This is a genomic window from Bordetella saccharivorans (assembly GCF_045862855.1).
Lineage (GTDB): Bacteria > Pseudomonadota > Gammaproteobacteria > Burkholderiales > Burkholderiaceae_B > Bordetella_A > Bordetella_A petrii_F.
In genome coordinates this window covers 573,727-586,112 of record NZ_BAAFZO010000001.1, presented here as the reverse complement: position 1 = coordinate 586,112, position 12,386 = coordinate 573,727, and the positions used below count along the sequence as shown (strand labels likewise).

Sequence of the window (12,386 nt, the reverse complement as noted above, 5' to 3'; positions counted from 1 at the left end):
ACACTATAAATCACCGGCCGGGCGGCAGCCTAGTGCAGGCCCAGCTTGCCCTTGCGTATGACCTCGCCCCACTTGCGCGACTCGTCCTCCATCAGCTGCCGATATGCTTGCGGCGTGGTGGCCTGCGGGACAGCCCCCTGGGCGACGATCTGCCGATGCAGCGCCGGCTCGGCCAGCGCCGCGGCAACCGCCTCGGCCATTTGCCCGACGATGGCGGGCGGCGTGCCGGTAGGGGCGATGATCCCGTAGTTGGATTCGACGATGACGCCAGGATAGCCGAGTTCCCCGGTGGTGGGGACATCCAGCAGACCTTCAAAGCGCTCGGGGCTGCTGACCGCCAGCGGCCGCACCTTGCCTGACCTGATGAAGCCCAGCGCAGCCGACACGTCGCCGGCAAACATCTGCACTTCATTGGCCATCAAGGCGGTCAGCGCGGGCGATGCGCCCTTGTAGGGCACGTGGACCAGGTCGATGCCGGTCTGCTGCTTGAGCAGTTCGCCGCCCAGGTGGGGGGTGGTGACGTTGCCAGCCGAGCCGTAGTTGTACCGGCCGGGCGCCGCCTTGGCCGCGGCCACGAAATCCGGCAGGGTCCGCGCCGGATTGGATGGATTGACCATGATCGCCTGGGGCACCCGCGCCACCAGCGAGACGTACTGGATTTTCGCCACGTCATAGGGGACTTTCATGACATGCGGCAGGCCGCTGATGGCGCCCGGCACGCCGAACCCGAACGTATAGCCGTCCGGCGCCGCGCGGATCGTCGCGTCTACCCCGATGGTGCCGCTGGCGCCGGCCCGATTCTCGATCACGATGCTCTGGCCCAGCTGCTTGCCCAGCACCGGCGCCAGCAGGCGGGCCAGATTGTCCACCGAGCCGCCGGGCGGGTAGGGCACGATGAGGCGGATCGGCTGGCTGGGCCAGGACTCGCCGGCCCGCGCGGCCGGCATTAGACTGGCGGCCAGCAGCAGCGCCGCCGCGATGGACGCGCATGTCTTTTTCATTGTCTCTCTCCAAAATGGTGGGGCCCGCGGTCCGGGTGGCCCGTTTTCTCAAGCGCCTTGCAGGCCCAGGACCTGCTTGGCGTAGATGTTTCTCTGGATTTCGTTGGTGCCGCTGAAGATGGTGGCTGCCAGCGCGTTGGTGTACGGCGCCAGTACGTGGACGCCGCTATTGGGGTAGGTGTCCGTCATGGCGGCGCCGCCGTATTCCTCCGCGATCTGGATCAACAGGGCGCCGAGGCGCTCGTGCGTTTCGGTCGCCCAGATCTTCAATAGCGAGAGCTCGGGAGGCAGCGGGCGGCCGGCCCTGGCCATGTCGGCGAATACGCGGTACATGGCGGTCAGGTCGGCGGTATCCAGGCGCAATTCCGCCAGCCGGTCGCCGAACGCAGGGTCGGCCAGCAGGCCGCGCTGCCGGGCGATCTGCAGGATCTGCTGCAGCGCGTGGTTGGCGTGCTTGGGGCTGCCGCTGAACAGCCGCTCGAAGCCCAACAGCGCCTTGGCGATGCCCCAGCCCGCATTGAGCTCGCCGACCAGGTTCGCGCGCGGCACGCGGACCTGGTCGAAGAAAACTTCGCAGAACTCCTCGTGGCCGGATACGGTTCTGATGGGCCGCCGGCTGACGCCCGGGCTGGCCAGGTCGACCAGCAGGAAGCTGATGCCGGCCTGCTTCTTGACGGTCTTGTCGGTACGCACCAGCATGAACATGTGAGTGGCATCCTGCGCCAGCGTCGACCAGGTCTTCTGGCCCGTGACCACGAAGTGGTCGCCATCGGGCACCGCTTCGCAGCGCAGCGCCGCGAGGTCCGAGCCGGCGTTGGGCTCCGAGTAGCCCTGGGCCCAGACGTCCCGGCCGGACAGGATGCCCGGCAGGAAGCGGGCCCGTTGTTCGGGCGTGCCATAGCGGATCAGGATCGGGCCCAGCATCACCAGCCCCTGGTCGGGAGCGCGCGCCACCCCGTAGCGTTCGGCTTCCTCGATGAAGGCGATCTGCCGCGCCGGCGACAGCTCCATGCCGCCATGTTCGCGCGGCCAGGACGGTGCGATCCAACCTTGGCGCGACAGGGTGAAATACCATTCCTTGATGTCGTCCCAGTGCAGGCGCCATGCGGCATGACGCAGGCGGTCGGGATAATGCCGGCGGAAGAACTCCCGCAGCATGGCGCGGAATTCGGCCTCCGGCATGGCATTCCAGTCGGCCTGGCGCGGGAACTCGGTCCATTCCTGGCGCGGGCGCGCGGCGTCTTCGGCCGGGACATCGGCGGCCAGGGCCGCATAGCGCTGGCGATGGGCGGCGGCATTGCCGAGCCAGGCGGCCTGGTGCAAGGTGGCGCGGAAATACAGGCTGATGTCGCATTCGTCGGTGTAGCCGATGGCGCCATGCAATTGGATGGCCAGCCGGCACGCCTGCAGGCTGGCATGCGCCGCGCGGGCCTTCACCCGGCTGGCGAGGCTCTTGAGCGCATTGGCGCCAGCCTCGGGCGCGTCCGCCAGTGTGTCGAGCGCGTCCGTCAGGCTGTTCTGGGCCAGCTCCACTTGCATGGCGGCGTCCACCAGGCGATGCTGCAAGGCCTGGAATGACGCCAGCGGCCGGCCGAACTGCTGGCGGGTGTTCAGGTACGCCACCGAGTCGGCCAGGGCCTGGCGCGCCATGCCGATGAGTTCGGCCGCCTGCATCAGGCGGCCATGGTCGAGCGCCGCATCGACAGTATCCGCGATGGCGTGCGCCGATAGCAGCGCGTCCGGCGGCAGGCGGACGGAGTCGAAGGACAGGTGGCAGGCGGGCGTGCCGTCCGTGCGTTCATGCGCATGTATCCCAACCCCGGCCGTGCCGACGGGGACCAGGAGCAGCGCGGTGCCATCCGGGCCGTCCGCGGTGACGAGCCAGGCGTCGACGTGCGCGCCGGGCACTACGTGGCGCTTCTCGCCGTTCAGCACATAACCGCCGTCGCGCGGCGCAAAGCTGACGCCGAACGCGCCCGAGGTTTCGCCCGCTTCGAGCTGTCCCTCGCTTTCCTGCCAGGCCAGGCAGACCACGCGCCCGCCTTCGCATACGTCCGCCAGCAGGCGCTCGCACCGGTCCGGATCGGCCTGCCGATGCAGGCGCGCCAGCAACGCTGCCGGAATGATGCCGGCGGCCACCAATGGATCGGGCAGCGCGGCCCGGCCGGCTTCCTGCACGACCGTCGCCATGGCGTGCCATCCCATGCCCAGTCCGCCCTGTGCCTCCGGCACCGTCATCGCCAGCCATCCCATGGCGGCAATCTCCCGCCAGTAGCCGGCATCCCGGGCGGGCTGAGCACGCCTGCGCCGCCGCTGGTCGCGCCGCTGCAGGAAGTCGCGCGCGCTGTCGCGCACCGCCTCGATCAGTTGGTGGTCGGTGGCCGTCATACGATGCCCTCCGCGCGCAGGCGGCCGATGTCCAGCTCGTCCATGCCGAGCTCCGACGCCAGCACCGCGGCGGTGTGTTCGCCCAGCATGGGCGGCGGCACGCCGACCTGCACGGGCGTCTGCGAGAAGTGAATGGGGTTGCCTATGACCGGCAGCCGGCCGAGTTGCGGATGCGCCACCTCGCCCAGCAGCCCGCGATGCCGGACTTGCGGGTCCTGGAAGACCTGCTCCATGGTGTAGATGGGGCCGCAGGGAACATTCGCCGCCGCCAGCGCATCGTTCCACTGCCGCACCGTGCGCGTGCGCATGGCCGGTTCGATCAGTGCCGCCAATTCCGCGCGCTGCGCGGCCCGCTGGGGATTGGTCCCGAAACGCGGATCCGATGCCAGTTCCGGCCTGTCGATGGCATGGCAGAAGCTGCGGAACTGCGCGTCGTTGCCGACCGCGATCATGATGTGTCCGTCCCGGCAGGGGAAAGCCTGGAATGGGGCGGTGATCTGCGAAGCACTGCCCACGCGCTCCGGCTGGCGTCCGGTAGCGAGATAATTCATGCCCATGTGCGAGATGGCGGCGATCTGTGCGTCCAGCAACGCCAGGTCGATATGCTGCCCCGCGCCGGATACCTGGTCGCGGTGCCGCAGCGCCGCGAGAATGGCCGCCACTGCATAGAACCCGGCCGTGAGGTCGGACACGGAATACCCCGCCTTGACCGGTCCCGCCCCCGGTTCGCCGTCGGGCATGCCGGTCAGGCTCATCAGCCCGCTCATGGACTGGAAGATGGGGTCGTAGCCGGGCAGGTGGCTGTAGGGACCGTCCTGGCCGAAGCCGGTGATGGAGCAATAGACCAGCCGCGAGTTGAGCCCGGACAGGGCCGCATAGTCCAGGCCGTAGCGGCGCAGGTCGCCCGCCTTGAAATTCTCGATCAGCACATCCGACTGCCGCGCCAGCCGCCGTACCAGTTCCTGGCCGGCCGGACGGGAGATGTCGATGGTCACGGAACGCTTGCCGCGGTTCATGGCGACAAACGAGGACGTCGGGCCGCTGGGCCGCCCGTCGCGGTCCGGCATGGGATAGCCCTGGTGCCGCACGTCGTCGCCCCTGCCGGGCCGTTCGACCTTGATGACGTCGGCGCCGAAGTCCGCCAGCATCTGGGCCGCCCACGGCCCGGAGAACACACGGCTCAGGTCCAGCACCTTCAAGCCGCTCAGAGCACCTGCCATATCGCCTCCTGATTGTTGGAAGGCAGTGTAGGCAGGCGTTCCGGGCGAACCTACGGCTGCGCGGTAATAGCTGTTATGCGCGCCGCCGCGATTCGGCGCGCGGCCGCTAGCGGCCCTGGAATACCGGCGCGCGCTTTTCCAGGAACGCGCGCCGCGCCTCGGCCGCGTCCTCCGTCTTGGCGATGGCCGCAGTCATGTCCTGTTCATAGCGGTAGCCGTCGCGCAGGCTCATGTCCTCGATCGCATTGAGGGTCTGCTTGGCCAATACGGTGGCCAGCGGGCTCTTGGAGGCAAGCTCGCGCGCCAGCTCCATGGCGTGGTCCATCAGCGCTTCGGCCGGCACGGAGGCTTCCACCACGCCGAGGCGGTAGAGTTCGTCGCCGTCGATGCGCAGTCCGGTGAGCATCATGCGGCGCAGGCGCGAATGGCCGAACAGGCGCATGCCGTGCCGGCCGCCGCCCAGCAGGCCGACATTGATCTCCGGCAGGCCCACCACCGCCGAAGAGGCCGCCAGCAGGATGTCGCAGGACGCGACGATGGCCAGGCCGGCGCCGAGCGCCGCGCCGTTGATCGCGCCGACCACGGGTTTGGCGCATTCGCGGATGGCATGGAAGCACTCGCGCGTGCGCCGCGAGTGTTGTGGCAGGTCGCCGGGACCGCGTATGGTGGTGGCGCGGTTCTTCAGGTCGGCGCCGGCGCAGAAGGTCTTGCCCTGGCCGGACAGCACGACCGCTCGCACGTCGGAGACCTCCGAAATACGATCCAGTAGAAGCGTGAGCTCATTCATCATCTCCGTGCTCAGCGCGTTGACGGGCGGATTGGCGAGCAGCACGACGGCGATGCCGTCCTCGATCCTGACATCCAGGGCGGTGTACGGGCCGGCGAGGTCGGTCGGGGTGGTCATGGGGTATCTCCGGTTCAGATGATGTTGCGGTTGCGATAGTCCTGGATCTGTTCGGCGCCCAGGCCGAGTTCCGCCAGGATCTCTTCGGTGTGTTGCCCCAGCAGGGGCGGCGCCAAGTCGGCCCGCAGGCCGGAGGCGCCGAATTTCAACGGGTTCATGACCTGCGGGACGCTGCCGGCAACCGGATGCGGCAGGTGGCGCAGCATGTCGCGATGCCGCACTTGCGGATCGGCGAAGACCTCCGGCACCGTGTTGATCGACCCGGCGGGCACGCCCGCCTGCTTGAGCGCATCGAGCCAGTAGGCGCGCGGCCGGGCGGCGAACGCGGCGTCCAGGAGGGGATCGAGCGCGGACTGGTTGCGCACGCGCTGGCCGTTGGTTGCGTAGCGCTCGTCGCCGGCCAGCTCGGGCCGTCCGATGGTGTGGCACAGCGCGGCGAACTGCTGGTCGTTGCCGACGACCAGCACAATGTCGCCATCCGCGCAGGCGAACGTGCGTTGCGGCTGGATGTTGGGATGGGCGTTGCCGGTGCGGCGCGGCACCCGGTTGCCGAGCAGGAAGTTCATCGCCTGGTTTGCCAGCAGCCCGACCTGTACGTCGAGCATGGCCACGTCGATGTACTCGCCGGCGCCGACCTGGGCCCGGCGCAGCAGCGCCGCCAAGATGCCGAGGGCGGCATACACGCCGGTGGTCAGGTCGACGATAGGCACCCCGACTTTCTGCGGACCGCCGCCGGGCTTGTCGTCGCGTTCGCCGGTGAAGCTCATCAGGCCGCCGATGGCCTGGATGAGGAAGTCGTAGGCCGGCTCCGGCGCGCGCGGGCCGCTCTGGCCGAAGCCGGTGACCGAGCAATACACCAGCCGGGGATTGATCCGCGAGAGCGTGGCGTAGTCCAGGCCCAGGCGCGCCAGCGTGCCGACCTTGTAGTTCTCCAGCACGACATCGGCGTCGCGGCACAGCTGGCGGACCAGATCCTGCCCCTCGGGCGTCTGCAGGTCGATCGTGATGGAGCGCTTGCCGCGATTGGTGGCGACGAAGTAGCCGCCATCGGTGGTGTCGGCGCCGTCGCGATCCTTGAGGAAAGGCGGACCCCAGGCGCGCGTATCGTCGCCGCGCCCCGGGCGCTCGACCTTGATGACGTCGGCGCCCAGGTCGGCCAGTATCTGGCTGGCCCACGGGCCGGCCAGCACCCGGCTCAGGTCCAGCACCTTGATGTTCGATAACAGCGGCTGCAAAGCCATTCTCCTTGACGACTGTGTGATGCGACAAGTCTAGGCGGATAGCGTCATGGCAGGATGCCGCGATCGGCAAGGCTGTTATGCGGCCGCGTGCAATCCGCGCCCATTGCAATTCCGTCAATTCTGGTTTGCCGGCGGCGTGCGCCCGCTGTGGCGGTTTGCTCCTAGACTCGCCGGGAGATGCAACCCGAGGGATGGAGGACTGATGCAGGAAGGTCGAGTGATGGGCAGTGGCGCGGATGCCGAAGTGATACGCGCGTTCCACGACAGCGCCAGGGATCTGCTCCGGCAGGAAAGTCCGTTATCGCGGTTGCGGGCCCTGCGCGGCACGCTGCCAGGCTTCGAACGTTCGACCTGGTCCAAGCTCGCGCAGGCTGGCTGGCCAGGACTGCTGGTTGCCGAGCGGCATGGCGGGCTGGGGCTGGGCCTGCGGGAATTTGCCGCCATCGCGTGCGAGATCGGCCGGCATCCGCTGCCTGAGCCCGTCATTGCCGTGGGCGTGCAGGCGGTAGCGACGTTGAACGCCTTGCCGTCCGGCGGGCCTCGCGACGCGCTGCTGGCCGATATCGCCGCCGGCCGCCGCGTTGTGGGGCTGGCCTGGCAGGAAAGCGCCCGGCAGTTGGAGTTCGAGCCGCCGGCGGTCGCCCTGGCGGCGCGGCCGGACGGCGATGTGTTGAGCGGCCGCAAGCAATGGGTCTATCCCGCCGGGGCGGACGGCTGGCTGGTGGTATGCCGTCGCGGCCAGGAGCCGGCGCTGTGCTGGCTGGCCGCGGATGCGCAGGGGCTGGAGGTCAGCGTGCACGAGCGCGTCGACGGGACGCCGGCGGCGACGTTGTCGTTCCACGACGTTGCCCTCGACGGCGATGCGCTGCTGGCGCATGGCGCGGCAGTCGAGATGGCGGTGGCGGCGGCCAACTGCCAGACGCGCGTGGCGCAGGCGGCCGAGTTGCTGGGCATCGCGCTGCAGGCGCATGACCTGACGCTGGACTATCTGAAGACCCGTGTCCAGTTCAACCGCCCGATTGGCGCGAACCAGGCCTTGCAGCACCGGATGGTGGACGCCCACCTCCAGGTGCGGCTGGCGCAGGCGGTGCTGCAGGATGCGGCCGGCGCTGCCGAGGTGGCAGGCGCGGACTTCCAGGCCTGGGCAGCGCGCCTGAAGAGCCGCTGCGCGCACGCCGCGCTGCACATGACGCGCGAAGCGATCCAGATGCATGGCGCCATCGGATATACCGACGAGTGCGATGTCGGCCTGTATCTCAAGCGTGCGCTGCATTTGTGCAGCTGGCTGGGCGGGGTCCAGGAAAACCGCGGGCTGGCCCTGCACTACTGGCAGGACGACGGCGACCGCCATGCGGGCGCGCCGGACCTGCCGCCTGAACCGCCGGAATCGGACGCCGGCATCGACTGGAATGCGATCCCCGAGGAAGAGTTCCGGGCGCGCGTGCGATCATTCATCCGGCAATACTACCCCGCGCATCTGCGCCATCCGCCGCAGCGGCTGCACTGGAATGAAATGCGTCCCTGGTACCTGGCGCTCGCCCGCAAGGGCTGGCTGGCGCCTGCCTGGCCCAGGGAGCACGGCGGCATGGCGCTCGGGCCGGAGCGCATCATCGCCATGGTCGAGGAAATGGAAGCCCATGGGGTAGCCCGCATGCCCGACCAGGGCATTATCAACATCGGCCCCATCCTGATCCGCTACGGGACCGAGGCGCAGCGCCGCAAGTACCTGCCGCGCATCATCGCCGGCGATCACGTCTGGTGCCAGGGCTATTCCGAACCCAATGCCGGCTCCGACCTGGTTTCGCTGCGCACCGAGGCCGTGCCGGACGGCGACGACTTCATCGTGACGGGGCAGAAGATCTGGACCACGCTGGCGCAGGATGCGACGCATATTTTCATGCTGGTGCGCACTGACAAGACCGCCAAGAAGCAGGCCGGGATCAGCTTCCTGCTGGCCGACATCAAAACGCCGGGCATCACGGTGCGTCCCATCCGAAATATCGGCGGCGAAGAAGAGTTCTGCGAAGTGTTCTTCGACGCGGTGCGAGTACCGCAGAGCAACCTGGTGGGCGAACTCAACCAGGGCTGGACCATCGCCAAGGCGCTTCTCGAATTCGAACGCATCTTTGTCGGCAGCCCGGCACAGGCCCGCTACGCCCTGAACCAGTTGCGGCGTGTTGGCGAGGCCGCGGGGCTGTTCGCCAGCGAGCGCTTCAAGGCCATGTACGCGGCGTCGCTGCTGGATGTGGCTGACTTGCAGTCGCTGTACGCGGAATACGCCGACATGGTCAAGCGCGGCGAGAAGCTGCCGCCCAGCGTATCCCTGCTGAAGGTATGGGCGACCGAGGTGTACTCGCGCATCGCCATGCAGGTGGTTGAGGCCACCGCCGAGCATGGCGGCGATGCCGGTTCGCATGTGGCGGGCGACACGCGCGTCACGCCGGCCGGGCGCCTGTACAACTCGGCAATTACCACGATCTACGGCGGCACCAATGAAATACAGCGCAATATCCTCGCCAAGCACGTGCTTGGGTTGCCGGCCTGAAGCGCCGTTGTGCCCAGTATCTTGAACAGAACCTACAAACAGGAGACAACATCATGCTGCGCAGTCTTTTGCACGCTATTGCATTATTCGCCGCATTGGTTCCCATGGCGCCGGCTCAGGCAGGGGATTATCCGGACCATCCCCTGCGCCTGATCGTGCCATTCGCGCCCGGCGGCGGCGCCGACCTGACGGCACGTCTGGTGGCTGAACCGCTCGGCAAGGTCCTCGGCCAACCTGTGGTGGTGGAAAACAAGCCGGGCGCAGGCGGCACCATTGGGGCCACCCAGGTGGCACGCGCGGCGCCGGACGGCTATACCCTGCTGTACACGACACCGGGCCCGCAAATCACCAATCCCTATCTTATGAAAAGCCTGCCGTACGATCCGCAGAAGGACCTGGTGCCTGTGTCCAAGCTGGCGGTCGTGCCCAGCGTGCTGGTGGCGGGCAAGAGGCTGCCCGTCGCCTCGGTGCGAGAATTGGTGGCCTACGCCAAGGCCCACCCGCATGAGGTGCGCTTTGCCAGCGCCGGGATCGGCGCATCGAGCCACCTGGCCGGCGAACTGTTCAAGGCCATGGCCAGCATCGAGATCGACCACGTGCCTTATCCGGGCACGGGCGCCGCGCTGCGCGACGTGCTGGGCGGCACGGTCGAGATCGCCATCGACAGTGTCGCCGTCTACCTGCCGCACATCCAGTCCGGCGCAGTCAAGGCGCTGGGTGTGACGACGCCCCAATCGCTGCCCATGCTGCCCGGCGTGCCGCCCATCGCGGACGATCTGGCCGGTTTCGACGCGTCGCCCGTGAATTACCTGACGGTGCCGGCCGGCACGCCCGCCGCCGTGATCGACAAGCTGAACGCCGCGGTGGCGCAGGTGCTTGCCCAGCCCGACCTGCAGCGGCGCATGATCGATGTGGGCCTGCTGCCGGAGAGCAGCACGCCGCAGGAAATGGCCGCCATCGTGCAGCGCGAGGCCGCCAAATGGAGGCAAGTGATCGAAGTCTCGGGCGCCCGCCTGGAATAGGCCCTAGTCCAGGAACTTGCGCATCACTCTCTCGGAGCCGAAGTGCTGGCGCAGCAGCGCCACTACCGAGCGCACGGCCAGCGAGGCCGGACGGGCCCGCGTCACGGCCAGGACCAGGCCGCGGCGCAACTGCGGCTCGACGATGCGCACCGCCTGCATCTTGCCGGCCGCGATCTCGTCGCGCACCACGTGCATCGGAAGCACCGTGTAGCCGCCGCCGCCCGCGGCCAGCGCTTTTTGCAGCTGGGTGGAGTCGGCTTCGAACACCACGTTGATCGAGATGCCGGCGCGCCGGGCGATCTGGTCCAGCAGCAGCCTGACCGCGCTGGGACGCCCCGGCAGTACGAGCGGCACGCCGTCGAGATCGGCGAAGGCGATATGGTCGCGTCCCAGCAGCGGCGCGCCGGGCCTGCCGACCAGATAGGAAGCCAGGTCGAACAGCAGATCCGCATCGTTGGCGGCCGAGGGCCCGTATCGATAGGGCAGGCCGATATCCACCTCGCCATTGCCGAGCCATTGGTCGATCTGGCCGCCCGAACCTTCGAGAATGCGCAGCTTGATGCCGGGGTGCTGGTCGCGCAGCGCGAAGAACAGCGGCACGATGGCGGACAGGTACAACGACGGCAGGGCGCCGACCGTCACCTCGCCGAAGGGCTGGGCAGCGCTTTCCGCCACGACGCCGGACAGCTCGTCGGCCTGGTCCAGCAGGCGATCGATCTGCGGCATCAGGCGTTCGCCCAGCTCGGTCAGCACCATCCCCCGGCCGGTACGGCTGAACAGGCGGCCATTGCATTGGCTTTCGAGGCGCGTGATCTGCCTGCTGATCGCGGATTGGGGCAAGCCCAGCGCATTCGCCGCGCCCTTGAGGCTGCCGGCCGAGGCCACGCTCATGAAGATCGATAGTCGTTGCAGATCCCATTGGGGCGTACGCGTAGCCATGTCATTTGTCGCAATTCTGGTTTGCAGGTGCGGCGCTCGTATGCGGGCAGGGACGCCAATAGACTGCCAACAGCGCCGTATGCAACGGCCATACGCCACGACTACGAGGAGACCCCCATGCGCCGCTTTCTATTTCTGCTGGCCAGTTTAACGGCATTCGCCGCGCCCGCCGCCGCGGCGGATTTTCCCGCCAGGCCCGTGACCATCGTCGTGCCGTATTCGCCCGGCGGCCTGACCGACAACATTGCGCGCCTGTATGCCGATGCGCTGGGCCGGCGCTGGGGCCAGCCCGTGGTGGTGGAAAACAGGCCGGGTGGCGGCGCCTCCATCGGCGCGGCCGCCGTGGCCCGCGCGCCGGCCGACGGCTATACCCTGTTGGTGGGCAGCGTTGGCATGGTGACCAACCCGTACATGCTGAAGCAGATGCCTTACGAGCCGGCCAGCCTGGCGCCGCTGGGGCGCGTGGCGCTGGCGCCGAACGTGCTGTATGTGCATCCCTCGGTGCCGGCCCGCAATGTCGGCGAACTGATCGATTTCGCCCGCGCGCATCCGGGCAAGCTCAGCTTTGCCTCGTCCGGCGTGGGGTCCAGCCCGCACCTGGCGGCGGAATTGTTCGCCGCCAGGGCGGGCATAGAAGTCATCCAGGTGCCCTACAAGGGGACGGGGGCCGCCATGAAAGATTTTCTGGGCGGCCAGGTCAACGCCTATTTCGACACCATGCAGTCGATGCCCTACGCGCGCGAGGGCAAGATCCGCGCGCTGGCGGTGGCGACCGCGCAGCGGCTGGACGACCTGCCGGACCTGCCCACGGTAAATGAGAGCGGTCGTGTCGCCGATGTCGTATCCAGCAGCTGGTTCGGGTTCTACCTGCCGGCCTCGACGCCGGGCGATCTGCGGGCGCAACTGGCCAAGGCTATCCTGGCGGTGAGCGAAACCGCCTCGGTAAAGGACAGGATCAAGGGGCTGGGGCTGATTGGCGCGCCGCAGGGGCCGGCGGCCTTCGCGCAGTTCAACCGCGAAGAAGCAGCCCGCTGGCGCGAGATCATCGAACGACAGCATATCGGCGCCGACTGAGTCATTCCTTCCATACTTCCAGCCAACGGTAGCGGCAGCCGGGCTGTGTACA

Annotated in this window: 9 protein-coding genes; 3 read left to right on the top strand and 6 right to left on the bottom strand. The window is 68.3% G+C overall.

The window, feature by feature from the left end; genetic code table 11:
• Positions 1–29 precede the first annotated feature (29 nt).
• The 5 genes from ACKTT0_RS02775 to ACKTT0_RS02755 all read right to left on the bottom strand — a co-directional run bounded on the left by ACKTT0_RS02775 (position 30) and on the right by ACKTT0_RS02755 (position 6,748).
• Complete coding sequence (locus tag ACKTT0_RS02775; RefSeq protein WP_407847914.1) at positions 30–1,001, bottom strand: Bug family tripartite tricarboxylate transporter substrate binding protein; 972 nt, start codon at positions 999–1,001, stop codon at positions 30–32.
• 48 nt (positions 1,002–1,049) lie between these two features.
• On the bottom strand, positions 1,050–3,389 hold the full coding sequence (locus ACKTT0_RS02770; RefSeq protein WP_407847912.1) for an acyl-CoA dehydrogenase family protein: 2,340 nt from the start codon (positions 3,387–3,389) through the stop codon (positions 1,050–1,052).
• Positions 3,386–4,609 (bottom strand): CaiB/BaiF CoA transferase family protein, encoded by a 1,224-nt coding sequence (locus tag ACKTT0_RS02765; protein ID WP_407847910.1) that lies wholly within the window; start codon positions 4,607–4,609, stop codon positions 3,386–3,388. The genes ACKTT0_RS02770 and ACKTT0_RS02765 overlap by 4 nt, the downstream gene beginning before the upstream one ends.
• Before the next feature lie 106 nt (positions 4,610–4,715).
• Positions 4,716–5,513 (bottom strand): enoyl-CoA hydratase/isomerase family protein, encoded by a 798-nt coding sequence (locus ACKTT0_RS02760; protein ID WP_094807477.1) that lies wholly within the window; start codon positions 5,511–5,513, stop codon positions 4,716–4,718.
• A gap of 14 nt (positions 5,514–5,527) precedes the next feature.
• Complete coding sequence (locus ACKTT0_RS02755; protein WP_407847908.1) at positions 5,528–6,748, bottom strand: CaiB/BaiF CoA transferase family protein; 1,221 nt, start codon at positions 6,746–6,748, stop codon at positions 5,528–5,530.
• Between the two features lie 208 nt (positions 6,749–6,956).
• Here ACKTT0_RS02755 and ACKTT0_RS02750 point away from each other — a divergent pair, with 208 nt between their 5' ends.
• On the top strand, positions 6,957–9,299 hold the full coding sequence (locus ACKTT0_RS02750) for an acyl-CoA dehydrogenase family protein (RefSeq protein WP_407847906.1): 2,343 nt from the start codon (positions 6,957–6,959) through the stop codon (positions 9,297–9,299).
• A gap of 53 nt (positions 9,300–9,352) precedes the next feature.
• On the top strand, positions 9,353–10,321 hold the full coding sequence (locus ACKTT0_RS02745; protein WP_407847905.1) for a Bug family tripartite tricarboxylate transporter substrate binding protein: 969 nt from the start codon (positions 9,353–9,355) through the stop codon (positions 10,319–10,321).
• Between the two features lie 3 nt (positions 10,322–10,324).
• On the opposite strand, the gene ACKTT0_RS02740 is transcribed toward ACKTT0_RS02745, so the two are convergent.
• Entirely contained in the window at positions 10,325–11,260 is a 936-nt protein-coding gene (locus tag ACKTT0_RS02740; protein ID WP_407847904.1) for a LysR family transcriptional regulator, read from the bottom strand.
• Between the two features lie 117 nt (positions 11,261–11,377).
• Between ACKTT0_RS02740 and ACKTT0_RS02735 the strand changes: the two genes are divergently transcribed.
• A complete protein-coding gene (locus ACKTT0_RS02735) occupies positions 11,378–12,334 on the top strand; it encodes a Bug family tripartite tricarboxylate transporter substrate binding protein (RefSeq protein WP_407847902.1) in 957 nt (318 codons plus the stop codon).
• Positions 12,335–12,386: the final 52 nt, after the last annotated feature.